Raw genomic sequence first — 20554 nt, 5'->3', positions numbered from 1 at the left:
CGTCAGCTTCCGTTCAATGGGCTGTCAGATCAACCGGCCGTCAGGGCGTCCAGCACTGCGGCCAGCAGCGCGCCGTCGCGCCCCCAGACCGGGTCGAAGATCTCGACATACCAGGACTCGGCCAGCACCAGCGCGAGCGATTCGTTGGCTTCGTCCGCCCAGTCTTTGAGCTGGTCCGCTTCGATCGGGCTTTCGCTGGTGCCCAGCACGGTCACTATCTCGCCGTCCTGCAGGGTCACGGGAATCGAAGCGCTGCTCATTTCCCCCGGAGCGTGCCCAACTGTCACCAACTCGGTCCGGGAGGAGAGCGCCAGCAGGCTTCCGGCCGACTCCGGGGTGCAGAAGCCCGTCACGTACGCGCGCTGGACGGTGCCTGCCTCCCGGAGCCCGGGCTGGGATTCCTTGGTGAACAGCCCGTTCCGGTTGAGCAGCGCGAGTTCCCCGGCGATTGCCTCCGTCTCTCCGTCAATGCCCCGGGTGAACGTACCGGGCTGGTACTGGCTCCGGCCCTCCAGCCAGCGGGCCGTCAGTTCGCCGGCAGCGGGGATGGTCGTCGCCTGCCGCCAGACCTGCCGGTCCGCCAACAGCCTGCCGAAGCTGTCGCGTTCAGTCGTGTACTGGTCGTCCATCAGCGAGGTCCACTCCCTTGGTGCCGGAATGTTGTTGGAGCAGCGACCCGAGGCGTTCGCTGCTGAGCTTGAGGGCGGCCAGCTCCCGCTGACCGTAATCGTCGATGCTCCGGTGGATCCACGAGGAGAGCTCCGCCGCACCGTCTTCAACTTCATATTCGTGACTCAGGGTCACCACGGCAAGGCCCTGGTCGTCGTCGGCGCCCGCCGAGACGGCCCAGCCGCCGGCGAGCCGCAGGAGCGGAGCCTCCGGCGCGGACTGTTCGAACAGAATGCGCAGCCCGGCGGGGTCCAGGAAACGGCGGCAGTGACAGGAGCTGAGGGCGCCATTGGTCACCACGGAGATCCGAAGTTCGTGATCTAAGTCCTCGCCACTGACGCGTTCGGAGTAGACGGTCAGACCGTCCAGAAGCGGCCAGTGCGACGTGTCACGAAGCACGCTGAAGACCAGATCCTCCGGGGCGTCGATGGCCAGCCGGTGCGTTGTTCCGCGCGTCGTCAGTGACACCGTGCTCCTCCGATCGTCTGCTGTCTCTATGCAGGCTAGGCGAGCGTGAAGTCCGTCGTCAGGAAAATCGTCCCGCTGCGTCACGCGAGGCAACCTGGGGTAACACTGTCCGATTCCGGCGCTCTCCCGGGGAACAGGAACGCCCCCGGCGCCGGGATCAGCCTTCGCGCAGCGGGCGGCGGGCCAGCCAGGCGGCCACGATCGCGCCGGAGACGTTGTGCCAGAGCGAGAACACGGCGGACGGCAGCGCGGCAAGCGGGCTGAAGTGTGCGGTGGCCAGGGTCGCGGCGAGGCCGGAGTTCTGCATCCCCACTTCGAAGGCCAGGGCGCGGCGCGCCTTGTCGTCCAGGCGTCCGAGCTTGCCGGCGAGGTAGCCCAAGCCGAGCCCGAAGCCGTTGTGCAGCACCACGGCAAGGAACACGATGCCGCCGGCGGCCACGATCTTGTTGGCGCTGCCGGCCACCACGATCGCCACGATCAGCGAGATGACCAGCGCGGAGGCCCATGGCAGGGCCGGGAGTACCTTGGCGACGAGCCGCTTCAGGAACAACCGGGCCAGCAGGCCGGCGATCACCGGCAGCAGCACGGTCTTGACGATGTCCAGCACCATACCTCCGGCGTCGATCTGCAGGTAGGAGCCGGCCAGAAACAGCACCAGCAGCGGGGTGACGATCGGGGCGATCAGTGTGGATACGGACGCGACGGCGACGGACAGGGCCACATCGCCCTTGGCCAGGAACGCCATCACGTTCGACGCCGTGCCCGACGGCGCGCAGCCGACCAGGATCAGGCCAACGGCGAGCTCCGGCTCGAGATGCAGAGCCTGGGCGATCAGCCACCCTGCGCCGGGCATGATGAGGTAGTGCGCCACGATTCCCAGCACGACGGCCCAGGGACGCTTCGCCACGGAGGCGAAATCCGGCGGGGTCAGGGTCAGCCCCATGCAGAACATGATGATGCCGAGGAGGTACGGCACGTTCGGTGCGAGCGGCTTAAAGGCGCCCGGCAGGAGGAATCCGACGACGCCGGCGACCACCACAAGGACCGGAAACACGGTTACCGCAATGCGGGCGATCTTCGCCTCTGCGGCTAGGGCCGGATTAACCGGGACGTCCGCGCCAGTGCGGGATTCAGGGGTTTTGGTTGCCTCAAGCATCCAAACATGGTGCCACCGCGGTCTCCGGTCCGGCGACTTTGTGACCGGCAGCCGGAGCTCTATGTCAGATTTAAGCCGGGAATCCCGGGGACGGCGGGCTTGGCGCCGGGCACTAGGAGACTGGCTTCGACGCTTTCCCGTCCAGCCAGAGGATGTCGGACTCATCGCTGTGTGCACCCGTGGTCCCGACGTGCTTGGTGCTGATGCCCGGTCCCTGCCGGATGACGTGGACCAGTGCCATGCCGTGGCCGCGGCCCAGGCCGTAGTCGGCCTTCAGCCAGTCCAGGATCTCGCCGGCCTTAACAGCGGTGTCGTCGAAGCCCTTCTGCTGGGCGATTTCGAGGAGCTGGCGGGGAGTAAGGCCGGTCTTGTCCTCGATGGTGTCGAGGTACGCCTGGAATGACATCCTTGGATTCCTTTCAGCGGTTCGTGGTTCCCGGCCACTCTATGGACCCGGTTCCGTTACCGCCAGAGACGTGCGGCCCTAACTTGCGCATGCGGACCTTGTGCCTTCAACGGCTTCGCCGGAGCGGCTAGGCTCTGGACCATGGCGCAGACGTGGGAGCCGGGCCAGTCCGGTGTGCTGAGTCTTCCTTCCGGAAGGCTCATCCGCGGCCGGGGCGTTTTGGTGCCTGCTCCCCCCGGACCGGGGCCCGAATTCGGGCTGTATCTGCTGGGGCGCCGGCCGCGGCCGGTCGCGTGGGACTCCCGGTGGGTCCGCTGGCGGGACCTGCACGTGCCCGCCGACGACGTCGACGCCCTCGACGCCTTCCGCGAGGCCTGGCGCCGCGCGGAATCGGAACGGGTTGAAGTGGCTTGCTGGGGCGGCCGGGGTCGAACCGGCACCGCGCTTGCCTGCATCGCGGTCCTCGACGGCGTCCCTGCCGCCGAGGCCGTCGACTTCGTGCGGCGAAATTACCGCCGCGGCGCGGTGGAGACACCCTGGCAGCGGCGCTACGTGGCCCGGTTTACCGGCGTCGAACCCTGACCCGGTGATCAGAGTATCGAAAGACGTCCCTCGGCCGACGCCGGCAAGCGCACGTTACGACATGGCAAGGGCGGGGGTGCTGATCTTCTCAGCACCCCCGCCCTAGCAATACTGCGTCTCCGGCAGGAAACAGTCCGAGGTCCAGGAGCCCATACCGCGGCATCCGCACCACCGGACCAGAAATGTCCCGGACTAGACGCGGGACCGGCCCCGGCCCCGGACGAAGTGGAAAATCAGGACGACCACGGCAATGACCAGAAGCAGGTGAATGAACCCGCCGCCGATGCTGCCCAGCAGGCCAAGGAGCCAGAGAACGGCGAGAATAATAGCGATCCAAAGCAACATGGTGACTTCCTTCGTTCTTCTTCGGATGAAGATGTTGATAAAACAATTTCAAGTCCCGGCCCAAACGGACCGCTTCCCAGAAATACTAAGCGTACTTGTCATATTGTGCCAACAGGCGCGCCGGACTTGACGTGCAGCCCTCCAGTTCCGATGACGGTGTGGACAGCGCGTGCCGGGCGCTATTCGCCCGGATTCGCCCGGATTCGCCCGGCTAGAACCGGTGGGTACCGCGGAGCCCGCGGGGTCGGCCGTCCGGGTCCACGATGAGGCGATTGATGGGATCCGCCCAAAGCCGCTGGAGCCGGGTAACGGGTTCAACAGAGTGGTGGCGCACCTGCCCGGCGGGGCGGGGCATGCCGCGGCCGGCGTCGTGCCAGTGATCAAGTGTGCCGGCGGTGGTGTTCCAAAGTTTCAGCCCGGCGGCGGGGTCGTCGAGTCGGGCATCATCTTGCTCCAGCCCCAGGTGTTCGGCCCAGAGTTGAAGCCGGAGCGTGTGGGCCAGCGGCCGGGCCGTCGCGTGGTCGGTGGGCGCGCCGGTCGGTTGCTCATTGCCGGCGCTGGTGTCCAGAACGGCGCAGGTCAGCTCGCTGTCGGTGGTCCAGGACCGGCGGTTGAAGTTGTCCGAGCCGCAGGTGAACCAGGTGTCGTCGATGATGCAGATCTTGGCGTGAACGTAGATTGGAGTGCCCGCGCTGTTCTCCAGGTCGAACACGCCGACCCGGTTAGGCGCCACCCGGCGCAGTTTTTGGAGGGCCCGCAGTTGGCCGATTCTCCGGGGCGGCCCTCCGAGAGCGCCGTCCGAGTCGGGGTAGCGGGGCACGACGGCGATCACGTTCAGGTCGGGATTCCGTTCGAGGGCCTGCGCAATTCCGTCAGCCACTTCGGTGGACCACAGGTACTGATCCTCGATGTAGATCAGCGAGCGGGCGCGCGCGAAAGCCTTAGCGTAGGCGCGGGCAATGCTGCGCTCCCCATTGGGAGCGAACGGGAATGGCGGACGCTTCACACCGTAGGTGCGCAGCAACTGAACGGCGTGAGGGCCCGCTGGTGGAGGGGGCGGCGCGGCTTCGGGGAGCGGCTCGGGGTGCCGTGGCATCCGGGCCAGACGCTGCAGCAACATCCGGTAGGGGGTGCGGCGATCCAGGGGATGGGGGTCGTTCCACCGTTCAGCGAAGACCGCCAGCACATCTGCCACCACCGGGCCGCGCAGTTCGAGGGCGGCGTCATGCCACGGTGGCCGCTTGTCGTATCGGGAATCCATCTCGACCGCCTGCGGGTCGCCCGCATGGTCGGCGTCGTCCCGACGGCTGTGGGACAGGTCCAGCCCGCCAACGAACGCAACGTCACGGGACGGGTCGTCACGACGGCGGATGACGACGATTTTCTGGTGGTGGGAACCGAACAGGCGCACGCGCTGGTCCAGCAGCACCTCGCCGCCGGCGTCGTTGATCTCACGGCCCAGGAGCTCGTTCGAACGGCCGCTGATCGGCGCCGAAATACGCTCGCCGTGGGATCGCCAGACCAGGCCCCGGACCTCAACGCCCGCGCGCGCCAGCCCGGCGAGCAGGTCACCGATCGAGGGCCCGTCCGCCAGCAGCCGTTCATCGGCGTCGCCGCGCCAGTCGGTGAACCACACCCGGTCTCCCGCCCGCAGCGACGCCAGCTCCTCATGCAGCCGGGCGAAGTAGGTCGCCCCATGAATCACGGGCCGGACGAGGTTACCCTCCGACCACGACGGCGACCCGGCACCGCCCGCTTGCACATCCGTGGCCGGATTGCCGCGCTCCGCGCCACTCAGGAACCACGTACCGGTATCACTGTCCACTCGGTCCTTCTTTCAGGTCTTGAGCCGGGTCGAACTCCTACCCCTGGGTGAGCCGGTAGCGTTCGATCTGCTTGAGCCGGCGCAGCAGGCTGTCGCGCCGGGGGTGCGGGACGGCGTCGGCCGGTTCCGCGGTGAGGTCAATGTGGGCAGTTCCGTACTGCCAGAGCAGCAGGTCGTCCAGCAGCCGGTCCGGCCCGGGGGAGTAGCGGTGGTCCAGGGCCTTGCGGACCTCGGTGATGCGGTTGGCGCTGAGCAGACCGGCGAGCTGGACGGTCTGGTTCAGGCCGTGCGCCGCCATCAGTTCAGCCGCCCAGCCCCAGTCGTCGTCGACCTTCCGGTCCACGTGCGGCAACAGCGTCCGCCAGACGTCGCGGATCCGGTTAGGGGTGAGCTGCGCGGCGCCTTCGCCCTCCATATCCCAGTAGCTCCGGACTTCCTCGTAGCGGTCGTGCAGGTCCGAGAAGGCCCCTTCCACGGTCTCCAGCATGGCGGCCGTGGCCGTGAACTGGCGGTCGAAGTGCGGCGTCCAGGCGCGCGGGTCCTCGGCCTTGAAACGGATGTCGTGCTCAATCTCGCTCCACGCATGCGCGAAGACCGTCCGGATCTGGCACTCGAAGAAGTAGCTGCCGTTGGCCGGCACGTCAGGGTTGAAGCCCTGCTGGTACTCCTTGACGGCCTCGTTCTGGATGGTCCGCAGGATCAGGTGCCGGCTGGAATAGCCGTAGGTCCCGGATTCGATCGAGCCGATGTCCTTCTCGCGGTCACCACGGCAGTCGAAGAGCTGGCGCTGGCGTTTGATCAGGTTGGCCACCACGGCGTTTTCGGCCGGGAGCTTGGTGATGACGCGGATGCCGACCATGTCATTGAGTGTCCGGAACGGGTCCGGAAATTTCAGCACCGGCGGGCCGCCCGGCTCCAGCGGCTCCTCAGTGCGGGAGATCTTCTCGCGGAAGGACTCCACGGTCTTGGTCCGACCCGTCACGAACAGCGGGGTCACCTCGGTGCCCTTGAGCATGGCCCGCAGCGTCAGCAGCACCTCGCGGGTGACCAGTTTCAGCGCAGGACGCACCCGCTCGTAGAGTTCGACATTGTCCTGCACGGATTCGCGCAGCGCGGGGTCCAGCCGCTCCCAGTTGCTCGCCATGGGCCTAGCTTACGGCGCCGGTCTGACTGGCAGCGGGCTTCCGGGGCGCCGCGGGGCGCCCAAGGTAGGCTCTGCACATGGCTGATGTGCGGCGTCGGGCTTGATTCGCTGCAGCGGCGGTGGCACCGGGGGCGGTCACCGCCAGTTCACCGGGCCCCAAGGAGGACACAGTGAAGCGGCAGAAGTACCACTACGGCGACGACCCCAGCCAGTGGGGGGAACTTTTCCTTCCGGACGCGGCCGAGCCCAAAGGGGTGGTGGTGGTCATCCACGGCGGCTATTGGCGTTCGCAGTACGGGGCCGAACTCGGCGAACCCCTGGCGAAGGACCTCGCTACGCATGGCGTGGCCGCCTGGAACCTGGAATACCGCCGGGCCGGCAACGGCGGCGGCTGGCCGCACACCTTCGCCGACGTCCTCGCCGGGATCGATAAACTCCGGGACGTCGCCGGCGACCACGGACTCGGCCTGGACCGCGTCGTGGCCCTCGGCCACTCCGCCGGCGGGCATTTGGCCGTGTGGGCGGCCGGCCGGAACCGTCTCGGCGAGCTCGGCGCGCCGGATGCGGACCGCCAGCTCGAACGCAAGAACGGCGGCGCCGCGGTGCACCTCACCGGTGTGGTCAGCCAGTCGGGACTGCTGAACCTGGCCGAGGCGGAGCGGCTCAATCTCAGCAACGGAGCCGTGAGCAACTTCCTGGGCGGCTCCTCGGATAAATACCCCAAACGGCATAGGTATGCGGACCCGATGAGCGCGGCACCGCTGTGCGTCCCCGTCTACGCGGTGCACACCACCGAGGACGACACAGTGCCGCTGAGCCAGTCGGAGGCCTACTCCGCGGCGGCCAAGGCCGGCGGCGCTCCCGTCCAGTTCCTCAAGGTTCCCGGCGACCACTTCGCCCTGATCGATCCGAAGGCCCCCGCCTACCGGAAGTGCCGGGAACTGGTCCAGCTGCTGCTGGGCTGAGCCGGAGGCGGCAGCGGCAGCAGCGCGGGTAAACTAAGGACAGGTGCGCCGGGAAGTCTGGTCGGCATAGTTCAGTCGACCCAAATTTTAGGACTTCCGCATGAGCCACCCTCATCCTCCCGCTCGGCCGTCACCCACCCCGCGCGCCACCATCCTGGGCCGCGGCAGCTACGCCGAATCCCTGCGCATCGGCGAAATCCTGCGCAAGGAGACCGTCGGAGGCGCACTGCTCGTGATGGCAGCCGCCGTCGCGCTCATTTGGGCTAACTCCCCGGCGTCGGAGAGCTACTTTGCCCTGCGCGACTTCAAGGTCGGCTACGAACCCTGGCAGCTGAACCTGAGCCTGGGGGCATGGGCCGCCGACGGTTTGCTGGCCGTCTTCTTCTTCCTGGTCGGGCTGGAGCTGAAGCGCGAATTCGTGGCCGGGGATCTCCGCCAGCTGAGCAAGTCGGTGGTGCCGGTCGCCGCGGCCGCAGGCGGGGTCCTCATCCCCGCTGTGATCTACGCCGTCGTCAACTCCGGCAACCCGGAATCCGTGCGCGGCTGGGCCATCCCCACCGCCACGGACATCGCGTTCGCCGTCGCCGTCCTCGCGATCATCGGATCGCACCTGCCGAGCGCGCTGCGGATCTTCCTTCTCACCCTCGCCGTGGTGGATGACCTCATCGCCATCACCATCATTGCCATCTTCTACTCCGGCGAGCTGCAACCGGTCCCGCTCCTGCTGGCCGTGCTGCCGCTGGGGCTATACACCTACCTGGCGCACCGGCACCGCCGCTTCTTTGGGCTGAAGGCCCCGGCGGCCTGGCTCATCCTGCTTCCCCTCGGCCTGGCCACGTGGGCGCTCGTGCACGCCTCCGGTATCCACGCGACAGTGGCCGGAGTCCTGCTCGGCTTCGCTATCCCAGTGCTCCGCTCCCAGGCCAGCGGGGGACCGGAGGCCGGCCCGGGGCTCTCGGAAATCTTTGAGCACCGATTCCGGCCCATCTCGGCCGGCGTCGCCGTGCCGGTGTTCGCGTTCTTCTCCGCCGGCGTCGCGGTGGTCGGCTGGGGCGGGCTGGGCATGGCGCTGACCGACCCGGTGGCCGTGGGCATCATCCTGGCGCTCGTGCTGGGGAAACCGGCCGGCATCCTCGGCACCACGTGGCTGCTGACCCGGCTGACCCGGGCTCGGCTGGACAGCTCATTCAAGTGGATCGACATCTTCGGCGTCTCCATCCTGGCCGGGATCGGCTTCACCGTGTCGCTGCTCGTGGCTGAACTCAGCTTCGGCCAAGGCAGCCCCCGCGACGACCACGCCAAGGTCGGCATCCTGGCCGCGTCGCTGCTGGCCGCACTGCTGGCCAGCGTGGTGTTGCGGACCAGGAACCGGCAGTACCGCCGGGCCGAGGAAGCAGAGCGGCGGGATTCGGACCACGACGGGATTCCGGACGCCTACCAGCACGACCCCGGCTCCTAGCCCGTGCGGGAGGCGGGGCCTCGACACAGGGGGCGCCGGGCCGTGTTCTCTGGCAGAGTATGACCATGCTCACAGTCATAGGTGAGGCCCTGGTGGATGTTGTCCAGCGCTCCTCAGGAACCCAGGCCCACGTCGGCGGCAGCCCCCTGAACGTTGCAGTGGGGCTTGCACGGCTGGACCACCCGGTGCAGTTCATCGGCCGCTACGGCCGGGACGCCTACGGTGAATCCGTCGCGGCCCATCTCAGATCCAGTTCGGTGCTGCTCCCCGTGGGCCCGGACGAGCTGCCGACGTCGGTTGCCTCGGCCCTGATTGACGACGACGGCGCCGCCACTTACACCTTCGACCTCGCCTGGCAGCTCCCCGGCCTCGCGGACCGGCTGCCGTTCATGCTGCAGGGCAGCACCCTGCTGCACACCGGCTCGATCGCCACCATGCTGGCGCCCGGCGCCGCGGAGGTGCTGGCCGCCGTCGAACATGCCCATCCGTTGACCACTGTCAGCTTCGATCCCAACTGCCGCCCCAGCATCATCACCGACGCCGACTATGCCCGGGCCCAGGTGGAAAAGTTCGTTGCCCTAGCGGACGTGGTCAAGGCCTCCGACGAGGACCTCGAATGGCTTTACCCCGGCGTGGACCCGCTGGATTCGGCCCGCCGGTGGCTGGCGTTCGGCGGCTCGGAGGGCCCCGCCCTGGTGGTGGTCACGCGCGGCGCCGACGGCCCGTGGGCCGTGAACGCCGCCGGCGAGACCCACGTCCCGGCCCCGCCGGTAAAAGTCGCGGACACCGTTGGTGCCGGTGATTCCTTCATGGCGGCGCTGCTGTCCGGCGTCGTGGACCGGGGGCTCAACGGGGCGCAGAACCGCACGGAACTGCGTGCGCTCTCCACCGGTAGCCTGCGTGAACTCCTGGCCCACGCGGCCGCGGCCGCCGCCGTCACGGTCTCCCGCGCCGGCGCGAATCCGCCCACTCGTGCCGAGCTGAGCCGGATGGAACACGACCCTGAGAGTGCCGTCAACAGCAACTGAGAGGAAGCCATGGCCACCTTTACGCTTCGCAGCGAGACCTTCGAGGACGGCCAGGTCCTGCCCGCAGCCCACCGCGGCGCCGCGACCGGACTGGGCGGGAAGGATGAATCGCCGCCGCTGGGCTGGAGCGGCGCGCCGGCCGGCACCCGGAGCTACGCCGTCACGGTGTTCGACCCGGACGCGCCGGGCCGCGGCGGCTTCTGGCACTGGACCGTGCTGGACATTCCGGCCGACGTCACCTCACTGGCCGCCGGGGCCGGATCACCCCGCGGCGACGGCCTTCCACCTGGCGCCTTCCAGCTCCGGAACGACGGCGGCTCCGCCGGCTACCTAGGCGCGGCCCCGCCCAAGGGTCACGGGCCGCACCGTTACGTGATCACCGTGCACGCCCTGAATGTGGAGAAGTCCGGCCTGGACGCCGGTGCGTCCCCGGCCAAGCTGGAGGCCAAACTCGGCCCGAACGTCCTTGCCCGGGCAAGCCTGACCGGCATCTACGAACGGCACTGACCGCCGTCGAAAGAGCGCGGGCGCTGCCAACGTAGACTGGCAGCATGCGGCTGGTAGCAAGTGATATTGACGGAACGATCCTGGGCCACGACGGCAAGATCAGCGACCGGACCGTGCGTGCTTTCCACGCCTGCCGCGACGCCGGGGTGGAACTGGTCTTCGTCACCGGCCGCCCGCCGCGCTGGCTGCACCCCCTGCAGGACCAGCTGGGACACGCCGGAACCGTGATCTGCTCCAACGGGGCCGTGGTCTGGGACCTGGAGGCAGACCGGCTGGTGTCCGCCCGGGCCCTGGGGCTCGACGCCATGTTCGAAGCCCGCCGAATCATCCAGCGGTTGCGGCCCTCCGCGCTGTTCGCCGCGGAAACCCTTACCGGGTTCCACCTGGAACCGGGATTCCTCGGCACAGGCTCCAGCGGAGTGCTCGCCGAATTCACGCCGGCCCCGCTGCGCGAAACGCTCACCTCGTCTGACGCCGTCGTGAAGTTCCTCGCCCTGGTGCGGGAGGGAACTGCGGACGAGTTCCTGGCCGAGGTGTCACCCGCCGTCGCCCATCTCGCGGCCGCCACGCATTCGGCCCCCAATCTGGCGATGCTGGAACTCTCGCTGCCCGGCGTCAACAAGGCCGTGACGCTCGCCGAATACGCGGCGTCCCTGGGCGTGCAGGCCCACGACGTGGTGGCGTTCGGCGACATGCCCAACGACATCGAGATGCTGCGCTGGGCCGGTCAGGGCTACGCGATGGCCAGCGGCCACCCGGAGGCCATCCGCGCGGCCAGCCGGCAGGCACCACATTTCGACGACGACGGCGTGGCCCAGATCCTTGAAGCCAAGCTCGCCGAGCTGGGTGTCCGGCTGCCGTAACCGGCGCCGCCCCGGCCGCCCGTCAGTCATTGGATTCCCAGCTGACGGACAACTGCCGTTCACCTTGGCCTCTTAGGCTGGCACCTCCGGATGGATCTTATGACTGAGGTGGGCAATCATGGCCAGGAGCGGTAACCGACACAGCGATGAGCAACCGCTCCGGCGCGTGGCGCCGGATGCGCACTGGCAGAACCTGCGCCAGGGCGACAGGGTGCGGGTCCGCCTTGCGCCGGGGTACGAGACCGGGGGCTTCGTGGACGCCTTGACCACTGACCACACCACCGTCTGGGTTGACCTCGACGGCGGCGGACGCACGCTGCTGCACTGCAGCGACGGAGTGGAAATCCTGCCGCACGGCGCCTGAGTCCGGCGCCCGCACTTCCCGGCCCAAGTAGCTCGCACTTGTTGGCGTTTTGAGCCCTCAAAACGCCACCTACTGCGAGCCAGTTGGGGTTGGGCGCCGCTCCGGTACGCTTCAGGTGTGACCGTCCCGCACCCTTTCCTCGCCCCCGCCGGAGTTGCCGGCGGCCCTGTGGCGATGGCCCACCGCGGCTTCTCGCCGGTGGGCGCAGAGAACTCCATGGCCGCGTTCCGCGCCGCCGTCGCGCTCGGCTACCGCTACCTCGAAACCGACGTGCACACCACAGCCGACGGCGTGCTGCTGCTCTTCCACGACGACACCCTGGACCGCGTCACGGACGGCCACGGCCGGATTTCAGAGCTGGCCGCCGGGGCCGTGGCAACGGCCCGGATCGGCGGCGCCGAGCCGATCCCGCGGCTGTCGGAGCTCGTGGCGGAGTTTCCGGAGGTCCGGCTCAACCTCGACATCAAGGACTGGGACTCGGTGGAAACGCTGGCGGCGGCGATCGAGGAGTTTGGCCTGCATGACCGCGTGCTGATCGCCAGCTTTTCGGACCGGCGGCGGCGTGCGGTGCTGCGCCGGCTGAGCCGACCCGCCGCGAGCTCTGCGGGGATGGCCGCCAACGGCCTGTTTGTGCTGCTGGGACCGCTGCTCCCGGCTTTCCTGCTGCGCCTCGCGACCGGTCGTGCGCTCCGCGGCGTGCACGCCCTGCAGGTCCCGGTCCGGTACGGGGCGGTGCCGGTGGTGACGGCGGGGTTCGTGCGGCGCGCCCATCGTCACGGCCTGCACGTCCACGTCTGGACCATTAATGACGTGCCCGAAATGCACCGGCTGCTGGACCTGGGCGTCGACGGGATCGTCACCGACCGCGCCGACCTGCTCAAGGCGGTCCTGCAGGAGCGCGGACAATGGGCGCCGTAGTCAGCGCCGCCGGCGTGACCGCGGGGGTCTGATGACGGACGGGCTCCGCGTCTTCAAGGCCGGATTCAGCTGCTGAGTTCCACCATCAGGGCAGGCAACTCGTCGCAGAGTTCACGCGCCAGATAGCCGAGGCCTCCCAGCCGGCTGGCGAGCCGGTCCCCGGCTGCCGCGTGCAGGTGCGAGCCCCAGCAGGTGGCTTGCGTATCGGTGGTGCCCCGTGCCCGCAGGCCAGCGATGGCACCGGCCAGGACGTCGCCACTGCCGGAGGTGCCCAGACCGCTGTGGCCGGTGGTGATTGTCCAGAGGTCCCCGCCGGGCTCCGCAATCACCCCCTGGCAACTCACCACAGCCTGGTAGGTTTCGGCCATCTTCTGCGCGTCCCGTTGCAGATCCTTTAGGTCCCGGCCCAGCAGGATGCCGCCTTCGGTGGCGTTCGGCGTCAGGATCAGCCGGCCGGCCCAAGGCGTCAACTCGTCGGCCAGGTCGGGCAGGCAACCCAAGGCGTAGGCATCGAGGATGATCGCAGGTCCCCGCGGGCTGGCGCTCCGGCCGGACGACAGCAGCCCGCGCAGCAGAGCGAGAGTCTCGTCCTTGTCGTCCAGGCCCGGCCCCACCAGGATGGCATCGGCCGCACCGACCTCGTCGGTCAGTAGCGCCGCCGCGGAGCCTTTGACCGATCCATGCGCTGTTTCCGGCAGCCCCACGACCCCGGACTCCGGAAAGCCGACGGCCAGCTGTACCGCGGTCGATTCCGCCACCGCCAGGGTCAGCCTCCCGGCACCCGAGCGCAGCGCAGCGACGCCGGCGAGCAACGCCGCACCCGGCGTCTTGCGCGCGCCGCCGACCACCAACACCGAGCCGCGGTCATTTTTGCTGGACCCGCCGCCAGGCAGCGGCCAGCCGCGCAACAGCGTCGGGGTTATCTGTACCGGGGGAGCCGGTTCAACGGGGGCGGACATCCGCGTCCCCTGCGTGTTCCGTGACTGCCACGCCCTGCTCCGCCAAGTGGTCGGCCAGATTGAAACTCTCGAGCTGCCACGCGCCGGTCCCGGCTGGCCGCACAAACCGGCTGATTGAGGCATTCAGGACGCTGGTCGTGGCGGCGATGTCCAGCAACTCGGTCTCCGTGAAGCCCTCCAAAATGTAGCGGAAGAGCAGGATCAAGGCGTCATGGCAGACCAACAGGACTTCCTCGCCGGGGTGGTCCCGGTCCAGGTCCGCAAGCAGCGACCGGAGCCGCAGCACAACGTCGGCCCACGATTCGCCGCCCGGCGGCCGGTAGTAAAACTTCCCGAGCCACCGCCGTCGTTCGGCCTCCTGCGGCAGCCGCGCCTCGACCCCGGCGGAGGTCAGCATGTCCAGGATTCCGAGCTCACGGTCGCGGAGCCGTTCATCCAGCCGGATCTGTTCCCGCCACCCGCCGGCCTGCAGTGCCAGTTCGGCCGTCTGGCGGGCACGCGCGTATGGGGAGGACCACACGGCGCCGCGGCTCTGCTGGGGGACGCCGGCCAGCCGCCGGCCCAGGGCAAGTGCCTGCTCCCGGCCGGTGTCCGAGAGCCCGACGTCGGCGTCCCGCGCCGGGACGTTGATGACTTGCGCCCCCGTCTCCCGCGCGCGGGTGGCGGCCACGTTGCCTTCGCTCTCCCCGTGACGGACCAGAACGAGTCCCGTGATGCCGTGCCGGTTGCCGCCGGTGCGTCCGTTTGCGTCCATTCCGCTCACCGTTACCTCCTGTGCGCCGGCCCGCGGGGGCCCGGATCTGGTCCGGCCGTCCACGGGGGGTCCCGGGGGACCGGAAAGGCCCACGTTACTACCGTTCCCCTGACCTGTCGCGGTACGGAATTGACGGACCCGGCTGGCAGGATGGAGCCATGCGTATCCTGATCGCCCCGGACAAATTCAAGGGCTCCCTGACCGCCGTCGAGGCTGCCGCAGCTATCGCCGAAGGCGCGCTCCGCGTCTACCCCGACGCCGAGACCGTCCAGTTCCCGGTCGCCGACGGCGGCGAGGGGACCCTCGAAGCGGCCGTCGCCGCCGGATACGAGGAGCGCCTGAACGCGGTCGTGGGTCCGATCCTGGCCCCGGTTGGCGCGGCCTGGGCAATCCGCAAAGATTCCTTCGGCGGTGCAACAGCGGTCATCGAGACGGCCCAGGCCTCCGGGCTGGCCCAGATGGAACCAACACCCGCCAACGCCCTGCGGGCCCACAGCTACGGGTGCGGGCAGCTGATCGCGGCCGCTCTGGACGCCGGCGCCACCGAGATCGTGCTGGGCCTGGGCGGCTCGGCCATGAGCGACGGCGGCAGCGGCGCCCTGCGCGCGCTCGGCCTCAAACCCCTGGACGCCGCCGGCAACGTGGTGCCCCTGGGCGGCGGCTCGCTCGCCGAGGTGGCCGCCGTCGACGTCAGCGGCCTGGATCCCCGGCTGGCGGCCGTGACGTTCAGGATTGCCGTGGATGTGCAGAATCCGCTCTACGGGCCCGACGGCGCCGCCCACGTCTTCGGCGCCCAGAAGGGCGCCGACGCGGACGCCGTGGAAGTCCTCGATGCCGGGCTGCGCAATTGGGCTTCGGTGCTGCGGCAGACCACCGGCCGCGACGTCAACGTGCCGGGCGCGGGCGCGGCGGGCGGCTTCCCGGCGTCGTTCCTGGCCTTTAGCAACGCTTCGCTGGAGGGCGGCTTCCAGCTCGTCGCCGGGCTGACCGGGCTGGCCGGCAAGCTGGCCGACGCGGACCTGGTGATCACCGGCGAGGGATCGCTGGACTCGCAGTCGCTGGCCGGGAAGGCGCCGATCGCCCTCGCCGATGCCGCCCGCGAACTCGGTATCCCGGTGATCATGGTCGCCGGCCGGATCCTGGTCACCCCCGAGGACCTCGCGCGGCACGGCGTGGTCGCGGCCGCCCAGCTCCTGGACGTTGCCCCGAGCCCGGCGGACGCTGTCGCGAACGCCGCCAAGTACCTGGCCTGGACCACCAGCCAGGTCCTCGAAGGGGCCTGACGAACCCGCACGCGCAGGCGCCGGTTTCGTAGCGCGGTTCGGCCTATTCCGGGCCGGCCCCGCGGCGGAGCCTGCTGGGAATCAGCACGAGCAAGACCAAGAGCACGGCCAGCAGGACCGCGCCGGCGGTAAGGCCGGCCGCCCGTCCGGCGCTTACGTCAAAGACGAGCGCGGAAGTTCCCACGCTCAGGAGAGCGACGCCGGCCAGGGCCGCCTTTGCGATCCGGTCCGCGCTGGACACCAAGGTCGCCTTCAGGCCTTGCCGGAAGAGCCGGCGATGTGCGCTGACCGGCAGCAGAATCAAGGCGGTGGTCAGGGCCGCGAGGACGACGTTGGACAGGTAGAGCGACAGCTCGAATCCGTCGAGTGTTTCGAAGCGGGACTGGAAGGGGAGCGTCAGCAGGAAGCCGGCCAGAATTTGCACACCGGTTTGGAGCACCCGGAGTTCCTGCAGCAGTTCCGCCCAGTTGCGGTCCATCTTCTCGTCGAAGGTCTCGTTCCGCCCCGTGGTGCTTTCCCCATCCCTGGAATCCCCGGCCTGTGACATGGTCGCTCCTAGTCCAAGTTCACGTTAGTACTAAGCTTACTGACGATTTTCGGGTACGGTGGAAGAATAGACCGACACGTTTGGGCAGGTGGACTAGTGAGTGATTCAAAGCAGCCAGACCAGCCGACGGACTAGGGGTGGCAGGGCCTCTGGTGCCCTCCGCTCCCAGACCCGACGATCCAGATTCGACCGACCAAATGCAGAAAGCAGGAGGAACGACATGACTCAGGACAATCAGCAGGCCAGATCCGTCGAGGAAGAGGCGGGCGGCTACGGGACCCCCACCGCGGAGCAGGAACTACCCGGTGGGGACGCGAAAGCTTTCACGCAGCCTCGTGTCGAAGAGGCCTTCGACGCGGCGGGACTCAACCAAGACAGCTCCGACGGCGAAACATACCCGGCCGGGGCGCCGGATTTGAGCCAGTTTGGTGCGGAAGACCAGGACAGTGCAGGAGAACCCGGAGCCGGACGCTTCGGAGGAACGGAGAAACAAATGAACGCGGAAAACGAAAGCACTGAAGCAGGATTCGAGCAAGGCAACGAGGCGGCAGCCGAAAACGGCGGAGCGGTGCCCTCTTCGGAAGCGGAGATGGATGAGGCAAACACGGAGGAACCGGAGCCGGGCCGCCCCTTCTCCTCCGAGTCCGGCCAGGAGGCCGCAGGCATCCCCGACGGCAGCGGCACCGACCTGCCGGAGGACAAGTCGCCGAAGGACCGCGGCCGCGACGACGCAGAGTCGTTCGACGCCGGCTAGGTAGCCCCAAGTCGAAGGCAGGCGCCCCGTCACCGAACGTGGGAGGGCGCCGGCCTTTTGCGCGCCGCGGGCGGGACGGTCGGCGTCCGGCTGCGCGCCGCGTGCGGGACACCGGCGGGGCGTCCGGTTGCGCGCGGCGTGCGTCCGGCCGGGTTCGGCTAGCGGCGCTTCTTCGGTGCGCGCTTCGCCGCGGCGTTAACCGCGGCCCTGACGGCGGCGACGGGCACGGGTTCTTCGGTTTCCGGTTCGGCCACGGTGCCGCGGGCCTTCGCGATGGCCTTCATGCCGTGGTAGATCACCAGCGCAGCCGCCGACCCGAGCGCGATGCCGGTGAACTTGAGGTCGCCGATGGTCCAGGTGTAGTCGGCGATGCCGATAATCAGGGCCACGGCGGCGGTGGTGAGGTTGATCGGGTTGGAGAAGTTGACCTTGTTCTGCACCCAGATCTTCACGCCCAGGACGCCGATCATGCCGTACAGCATGGTGGCGGCGCCGCCCAGCACTCCGGCGGGCACGGTGGCGATCAGTTCGCCGAACTTCGGCGAGAAGCTGAGGACGACGGCGAAGATGCCGGCCACCCAGTAGGCCGCGGTCGAATAGACCTTCGTGGCGGCCATGACGCCGATGTTTTCCGCGTAGGTGGTGGTGCCGGAGCCGCCGCCCAAGCCGGCGAGGACGGTCGCGGCGCCGTCGGCGATCAGCGCGCGGCCGGAGACGCCGTCGAGGTTCTGCCCGGTCATCGCGGAAACTGACTTCACGTGCCCGATGTTCTCCGCCACCAGCACCAGCACCACCGGCACGAACAGGCCGACGACGCCGAGGTGGAATTCGGGAGTCTGGAAATGCGGGAGTCCCACCCAGCCGGCGGCGTCGACCTTGGCGAAGTTGACCTCGCCGCGGATCACGGCGGTGAGGTAGCCCGCCACGACGCCGACCAGGATGCTCAGGCGCCCCAGGATGCCGCGGAAGAAGACGCTGACGACGATGATCACGGCGAGGGTGACAAGGGCGGTGACCGGGGCGGCGTCGAAGTTGTTCTTGGCCGCCGGGGCCAGGTTCAGGCCGATCAGGCCCACGATCGCGCCGGTGACGATCGGCGGCATGAGGCGGTTGATCCAGCCCGCGCCGAACTTCTGCACGACGGCACCGATGATGGCCAGTCCGACGCCGGCCAGGACCACGCCGCCCAGGGCTCCGGGGATCCCGTACTGCTGCTGCGAGGCCGTGATCGGTGCGATGAACGCGAAGGAGGAGCCGAGGTAGCTGGGGACCCGGCCTCGCGTGATGACCAGGAACAGCAGGGTGCCGATGCCGGAAAAGAACAAGGTCGTGGCTGGCGGCATGCCGGTGATGATCGGGACCAGGAAGGTGGCGCCGAACATGGCGACCACATGCTGCATCCCCACGCCGATGGTCAGCGGCCACGCGAGGCGCTCATCGGGCCGGACGACTTCGCCCGGGCGGATGGATTTGCCGTTTCCGTGGATCTTCCAGTTGGTGCCGAGCATGCTCATTGCAGCGGGCCTTTCAAGGGTATGTGGCGGGGCCGAGAAGGAAATCTTCCGGTGCCACTTTACCGCCGGTGGCCCGTGCCCGGCGCCGATAAGGCCAGCGGTGAGAACCAGCCCGCTGTACCGTGTGGTCCGATGACTATTTCGAAGCTCCTTGCGGCGTACGACCAGCAACTCCGGACCGATGCCGAGACTCCCAGTGCGATCGCCGTCGAACAGTTGGGCCCCCTGCGTCTGGTGACGTTCGCAGGCGGCCGCGGATTCGTGACCTATCAGGATCTGGCCGGAGCGGGCGCGGCCACGATCGCGCGCTGGGTGGCCGAAACCCTGGCCTTCTACCGTGCGGATCCGGCGATCGTGCGGGTCGAATGGAAGACGCGGGGCCATGACCACGCGCCGGGACTCCACGAGGCGCTGTTGGCGAGCGGGTTTGAGCCGGATGAGACTGAGTCCGTGATGATCGGGGCCGCCAGCGCGCTGGATGTGGAGGTGGACCTCCCGTCGGGGGTGAACCTGCGGCGCGTGACGGAAGAGCCGGACATCCGCGCCATGAGCGCCATGCAGGACGAAGTCTTCGGCAGCCCTGCCGCCGACGGCAACGCGGACGGAATCCTGCGCCGGCTGGCACTCGACGACGGGATGCAGCTATGGGTGGCCGAACACGACGCCTTGATCATTAGCGCCGGGCGCCTGGAGCCGGTTCCGAACACTGACTTCGCGGGAATTTGGGGCGGGGCCACCCGCGTAGAATGGCGCGGCCGGGGGATCTACCGCGCTGTCACAGCAGCGCGGGCGCGGGCAGCGGTTGTACTGGGAAAGAAACTCATCCACAGCGACTCCACCGAGTATTCGCGACCAATTCTTGAACGCTATGGCCTCACCCGGGTGTCGACGACGACGCCGTACCGCTGGCGGCGCTAGCGATCGTCGCGGGTTTGAAATTCCTCGTCGAGCTCGTAGTGCCGGAATTCCGTCTCCGGATTCGGCTCGCCCTCCGCTACGACCTCATAATCGAGTTGGCGCTGGATCTGGCTATCAAGGACCTGAAGTTGCTGGTCTGCGACGTCGGCCAGGTCCTCCGGGAAGGCGTCCTCCGGGGTGAGGTGCAGTTTCTCGTTCATCATGCCCTCCGGGCCGCTATGCCGGGGTTTGCACGCCGGCTTCGAATGCTTCATTCTACAGGTGGCTGCGGGAAACGGCGCCCGCTAAAACGTGGCCCGTGGCAGACCGGCCGTGGCAGACCGGCCGCGGGAGTTGGCGCGGCGTGCGCAGGCATATTCGGGCTGTGACCTGGAGGGACTATGCAATGGATCCAACTATTGAATTGGTGCCCCCTGATCCGCAGGGCTGGGCTGCCCGATTTGCCGCCGTCAAGCAGAGGCTGACCTTGATGCTGCCGGGCGCGGCCGTGGAACACATCGGGTCGACGTCCGTCCCCGACCTTCCCGCCAAGGATGTGATCGACGTCTTAATTGGTGTGGATTTGAGTGACTGGTCGGCCGTGCTCGACCGGCTCATCTCCGAAGGCTTCGACTGTGAGGGCAAACGGGACGGGCACGCGTGGTTGAGCCTGCCGAACAGGAACCGGCGGACGACGGTGGTCCACCTGGTTCACATCCACGGGCGTCACTGGAACAGACGCATCGCCTTCCGCGACATTTTGCGTCAGGACGCGGGAGCACGGGAACGATACCTGGGGGTCAAGCGGGAAGCAGCGGCCTCCACCTCCGACTGGGGTGCCTACACGGCGCATAAGGCCGCAGTGGTCGCCGCCATTCTTGAGGTGTGAGACAGGCTAATGGCCCGGACGGAGTCCTCGAGCTCGGCGCGTGACGCGCGGCCCCAGTCGTTCGTCACTGGACCTGGCGCACATCATGATCGGAAGTAGTGGTTTCGTCTGGGTTGTTGGCGGGGGTCGAGGTGGGGTGGCGGGATGAACCAGGGGATGCCGGCGCGGGGTTGGATGGTCCAGTGTTCCTTGTGGATCAGGTGGTGGTGGTGGGAGCAGAGCAGGACTCCGTTGTCGGCGGAGGTGGTGCCGCCGCGG

At 68.5% G+C, this 20554-nt stretch carries 25 protein-coding genes; 12 read left to right on the top strand and 13 right to left on the bottom strand.

Annotated features, from left to right (window positions below):
* Positions 1 to 29: 29 nt before the first annotated feature.
* The 4 genes from AC1DGI_RS03465 to AC1DGI_RS03450 form a co-directional block, all read right to left on the bottom strand.
* The gene (locus tag AC1DGI_RS03465) at positions 30 to 629 is read right to left on the bottom strand and encodes a DUF6919 domain-containing protein (RefSeq protein WP_476897782.1); all 600 of its coding nucleotides are present in this window, start codon (positions 627 to 629) and stop codon (positions 30 to 32) included.
* Complete coding sequence (locus tag AC1DGI_RS03460) at positions 607 to 1137, bottom strand: SRPBCC family protein (RefSeq protein WP_441399457.1); 531 nt, start codon at positions 1135 to 1137, stop codon at positions 607 to 609. The genes AC1DGI_RS03465 and AC1DGI_RS03460 overlap by 23 nt, the downstream gene beginning before the upstream one ends.
* Positions 1138 to 1294: 157 nt before the next feature.
* Positions 1295 to 2293 carry a bile acid:sodium symporter family protein gene (locus tag AC1DGI_RS03455; protein ID WP_441399458.1) on the bottom strand — a complete coding sequence of 333 codons (999 nt, stop codon included), beginning with the start codon at positions 2291 to 2293 and terminating at the stop codon, positions 1295 to 1297.
* Positions 2294 to 2405: 112 nt separating this feature from the next.
* Positions 2406 to 2699: a DUF4287 domain-containing protein gene (locus AC1DGI_RS03450; RefSeq protein ID WP_441399459.1), complete on the bottom strand. Its 294-nt coding sequence runs from the start codon at positions 2697 to 2699 to the stop codon at positions 2406 to 2408.
* Between the two features lie 141 nt (positions 2700 to 2840).
* Here AC1DGI_RS03450 and AC1DGI_RS03445 point away from each other — a divergent pair, with 141 nt between their 5' ends.
* A complete protein-coding gene (locus AC1DGI_RS03445) occupies positions 2841 to 3281 on the top strand; it encodes a protein-tyrosine phosphatase family protein (protein WP_441399460.1) in 441 nt (146 codons plus the stop codon).
* A gap of 192 nt (positions 3282 to 3473) precedes the next feature.
* Here the strand turns inward: AC1DGI_RS03445 and AC1DGI_RS03440 are convergent, their stop codons facing one another.
* From AC1DGI_RS03440 to AC1DGI_RS03430, 3 genes are all read right to left on the bottom strand, one after another.
* Positions 3474 to 3626 (bottom strand): lmo0937 family membrane protein, encoded by a 153-nt coding sequence (locus tag AC1DGI_RS03440; RefSeq protein WP_441399462.1) that lies wholly within the window; start codon positions 3624 to 3626, stop codon positions 3474 to 3476.
* 211 nt (positions 3627 to 3837) lie between these two features.
* Positions 3838 to 5451: a phospholipase D family protein gene (locus AC1DGI_RS03435; protein WP_476897781.1), complete on the bottom strand. Its 1614-nt coding sequence runs from the start codon at positions 5449 to 5451 to the stop codon at positions 3838 to 3840.
* A 37-nt stretch (positions 5452 to 5488) separates the two neighbouring features.
* Positions 5489 to 6595: a GTP pyrophosphokinase gene (locus tag AC1DGI_RS03430; RefSeq protein ID WP_441401526.1), complete on the bottom strand. Its 1107-nt coding sequence runs from the start codon at positions 6593 to 6595 to the stop codon at positions 5489 to 5491.
* A 170-nt stretch (positions 6596 to 6765) separates the two neighbouring features.
* Here AC1DGI_RS03430 and AC1DGI_RS03425 point away from each other — a divergent pair, with 170 nt between their 5' ends.
* From AC1DGI_RS03425 to AC1DGI_RS03395, 7 genes are all read left to right on the top strand, one after another.
* Positions 6766 to 7560, top strand: a complete 795-nt coding sequence (locus AC1DGI_RS03425) for an alpha/beta hydrolase (RefSeq protein ID WP_441401528.1) — start codon at positions 6766 to 6768, stop codon at positions 7558 to 7560.
* A 100-nt stretch (positions 7561 to 7660) separates the two neighbouring features.
* A complete protein-coding gene (nhaA, locus tag AC1DGI_RS03420; protein WP_476897780.1) occupies positions 7661 to 9019 on the top strand; it encodes a Na+/H+ antiporter NhaA in 1359 nt (452 codons plus the stop codon).
* Positions 9020 to 9084: 65 nt separating this feature from the next.
* Positions 9085 to 10047, top strand: a complete 963-nt coding sequence (locus AC1DGI_RS03415; RefSeq protein WP_441401532.1) for a carbohydrate kinase family protein — start codon at positions 9085 to 9087, stop codon at positions 10045 to 10047.
* Between the two features lie 9 nt (positions 10048 to 10056).
* Positions 10057 to 10554, top strand: coding sequence for a YbhB/YbcL family Raf kinase inhibitor-like protein (locus tag AC1DGI_RS03410; RefSeq protein ID WP_441401534.1), 498 nt, complete (start codon positions 10057 to 10059; stop codon positions 10552 to 10554).
* A 44-nt stretch (positions 10555 to 10598) separates the two neighbouring features.
* A complete protein-coding gene (locus tag AC1DGI_RS03405) occupies positions 10599 to 11417 on the top strand; it encodes an HAD family hydrolase (RefSeq protein ID WP_441401536.1) in 819 nt (272 codons plus the stop codon).
* A gap of 118 nt (positions 11418 to 11535) precedes the next feature.
* Entirely contained in the window at positions 11536 to 11781 is a 246-nt protein-coding gene (locus tag AC1DGI_RS03400; protein ID WP_441401538.1) for a hypothetical protein, read from the top strand.
* Positions 11782 to 11898: 117 nt separating this feature from the next.
* On the top strand, positions 11899 to 12699 hold the full coding sequence (locus AC1DGI_RS03395) for a glycerophosphodiester phosphodiesterase family protein (protein ID WP_476897779.1): 801 nt from the start codon (positions 11899 to 11901) through the stop codon (positions 12697 to 12699).
* A 65-nt stretch (positions 12700 to 12764) separates the two neighbouring features.
* On the opposite strand, the gene AC1DGI_RS03390 is transcribed toward AC1DGI_RS03395, so the two are convergent.
* Positions 12765 to 13658, bottom strand: a complete 894-nt coding sequence (locus AC1DGI_RS03390) for an NAD(P)H-hydrate dehydratase (RefSeq protein WP_476897778.1) — start codon at positions 13656 to 13658, stop codon at positions 12765 to 12767.
* Positions 13642 to 14412, bottom strand: coding sequence for a histidine phosphatase family protein (locus AC1DGI_RS03385; protein WP_476897949.1), 771 nt, complete (start codon positions 14410 to 14412; stop codon positions 13642 to 13644). Before AC1DGI_RS03385 ends, AC1DGI_RS03390 begins: the two co-directional genes overlap by 17 nt.
* Before the next feature lie 158 nt (positions 14413 to 14570).
* Between AC1DGI_RS03385 and AC1DGI_RS03380 the strand changes: the two genes are divergently transcribed.
* Positions 14571 to 15695: a glycerate kinase gene (locus tag AC1DGI_RS03380; protein ID WP_476897777.1), complete on the top strand. Its 1125-nt coding sequence runs from the start codon at positions 14571 to 14573 to the stop codon at positions 15693 to 15695.
* 43 nt (positions 15696 to 15738) lie between these two features.
* Here AC1DGI_RS03380 and AC1DGI_RS03375 read toward each other — a convergent pair whose 3' ends face one another.
* Positions 15739 to 16242: a DUF6328 family protein gene (locus AC1DGI_RS03375; RefSeq protein WP_476897776.1), complete on the bottom strand. Its 504-nt coding sequence runs from the start codon at positions 16240 to 16242 to the stop codon at positions 15739 to 15741.
* Positions 16243 to 16462: 220 nt separating this feature from the next.
* On the opposite strand from AC1DGI_RS03375, the gene AC1DGI_RS03370 reads away from it, so the two are divergent.
* On the top strand, positions 16463 to 16996 hold the full coding sequence (locus AC1DGI_RS03370; RefSeq protein ID WP_476897775.1) for a hypothetical protein: 534 nt from the start codon (positions 16463 to 16465) through the stop codon (positions 16994 to 16996).
* A 158-nt stretch (positions 16997 to 17154) separates the two neighbouring features.
* On the opposite strand, the gene AC1DGI_RS03365 is transcribed toward AC1DGI_RS03370, so the two are convergent.
* Complete coding sequence (locus AC1DGI_RS03365) at positions 17155 to 18510, bottom strand: uracil-xanthine permease family protein (protein ID WP_476897774.1); 1356 nt, start codon at positions 18508 to 18510, stop codon at positions 17155 to 17157.
* Between the two features lie 132 nt (positions 18511 to 18642).
* Here AC1DGI_RS03365 and AC1DGI_RS03360 point away from each other — a divergent pair, with 132 nt between their 5' ends.
* Positions 18643 to 19428: a GNAT family N-acetyltransferase gene (locus AC1DGI_RS03360; protein WP_476897773.1), complete on the top strand. Its 786-nt coding sequence runs from the start codon at positions 18643 to 18645 to the stop codon at positions 19426 to 19428.
* Here the strand turns inward: AC1DGI_RS03360 and AC1DGI_RS03355 are convergent.
* Positions 19425 to 19631, bottom strand: a complete 207-nt coding sequence (locus AC1DGI_RS03355) for a hypothetical protein (protein ID WP_441403670.1) — start codon at positions 19629 to 19631, stop codon at positions 19425 to 19427. The two genes, AC1DGI_RS03360 and AC1DGI_RS03355, sit on opposite strands and share 4 nt — an antisense overlap.
* A gap of 182 nt (positions 19632 to 19813) precedes the next feature.
* Here AC1DGI_RS03355 and AC1DGI_RS03350 point away from each other — a divergent pair, with 182 nt between their 5' ends.
* The gene (locus AC1DGI_RS03350; protein ID WP_476897772.1) at positions 19814 to 20296 is read left to right on the top strand and encodes a GrpB family protein; all 483 of its coding nucleotides are present in this window, start codon (positions 19814 to 19816) and stop codon (positions 20294 to 20296) included.
* Positions 20297 to 20379: 83 nt separating this feature from the next.
* Here the strand turns inward: AC1DGI_RS03350 and AC1DGI_RS03345 are convergent.
* Positions 20380 to 20554 (bottom strand): HNH endonuclease (locus tag AC1DGI_RS03345; protein ID WP_476897948.1); only part of this gene is annotated, 175 nt, incomplete at its 5' end.

The sequence above is a fragment of the Arthrobacter sp. 05N428_2 genome, assembly GCF_056397065.1.
This window is presented reverse-complemented; position numbering and strand designations above follow the sequence as displayed.

Coding starts and splice junctions, on each gene's coding strand:
- AC1DGI_RS03365 (WP_476897774.1), bottom strand. CDS start 18,510: ATGAGCATGCTCGGCACCAACTGGAAGATCCACGGAAACGGCAAATCC.
- AC1DGI_RS03360 (WP_476897773.1), top strand. CDS start 18,643: ATGACTATTTCGAAGCTCCTTGCGGCGTACGACCAGCAACTCCGGACC.
- AC1DGI_RS03450 (WP_441399459.1), bottom strand. CDS start 2,699: ATGTCATTCCAGGCGTACCTCGACACCATCGAGGACAAGACCGGCCTT.
- AC1DGI_RS03350 (WP_476897772.1), top strand. CDS start 19,814: ATGGATCCAACTATTGAATTGGTGCCCCCTGATCCGCAGGGCTGGGCT.
- AC1DGI_RS03445 (WP_441399460.1), top strand. CDS start 2,841: ATGGCGCAGACGTGGGAGCCGGGCCAGTCCGGTGTGCTGAGTCTTCCT.
- AC1DGI_RS03355 (WP_441403670.1), bottom strand. CDS start 19,631: ATGATGAACGAGAAACTGCACCTCACCCCGGAGGACGCCTTCCCGGAG.
- AC1DGI_RS03375 (WP_476897776.1), bottom strand. CDS start 16,242: ATGTCACAGGCCGGGGATTCCAGGGATGGGGAAAGCACCACGGGGCGG.
- AC1DGI_RS03430 (WP_441401526.1), bottom strand. CDS start 6,595: ATGGCGAGCAACTGGGAGCGGCTGGACCCCGCGCTGCGCGAATCCGTG.
- AC1DGI_RS03380 (WP_476897777.1), top strand. CDS start 14,571: ATGCGTATCCTGATCGCCCCGGACAAATTCAAGGGCTCCCTGACCGCC.
- AC1DGI_RS03385 (WP_476897949.1), bottom strand. CDS start 14,412: ATGGACGCAAACGGACGCACCGGCGGCAACCGGCACGGCATCACGGGA.
- AC1DGI_RS03370 (WP_476897775.1), top strand. CDS start 16,463: ATGACTCAGGACAATCAGCAGGCCAGATCCGTCGAGGAAGAGGCGGGC.
- AC1DGI_RS03455 (WP_441399458.1), bottom strand. CDS start 2,293: ATGCTTGAGGCAACCAAAACCCCTGAATCCCGCACTGGCGCGGACGTC.
- AC1DGI_RS03410 (WP_441401534.1), top strand. CDS start 10,057: ATGGCCACCTTTACGCTTCGCAGCGAGACCTTCGAGGACGGCCAGGTC.
- AC1DGI_RS03440 (WP_441399462.1), bottom strand. CDS start 3,626: ATGTTGCTTTGGATCGCTATTATTCTCGCCGTTCTCTGGCTCCTTGGC.
- nhaA (WP_476897780.1), top strand. CDS start 7,661: ATGAGCCACCCTCATCCTCCCGCTCGGCCGTCACCCACCCCGCGCGCC.
- AC1DGI_RS03390 (WP_476897778.1), bottom strand. CDS start 13,658: ATGTCCGCCCCCGTTGAACCGGCTCCCCCGGTACAGATAACCCCGACG.
- AC1DGI_RS03465 (WP_476897782.1), bottom strand. CDS start 629: ATGGACGACCAGTACACGACTGAACGCGACAGCTTCGGCAGGCTGTTG.
- AC1DGI_RS03400 (WP_441401538.1), top strand. CDS start 11,536: ATGGCCAGGAGCGGTAACCGACACAGCGATGAGCAACCGCTCCGGCGC.
- AC1DGI_RS03405 (WP_441401536.1), top strand. CDS start 10,599: ATGCGGCTGGTAGCAAGTGATATTGACGGAACGATCCTGGGCCACGAC.
- AC1DGI_RS03415 (WP_441401532.1), top strand. CDS start 9,085: ATGCTCACAGTCATAGGTGAGGCCCTGGTGGATGTTGTCCAGCGCTCC.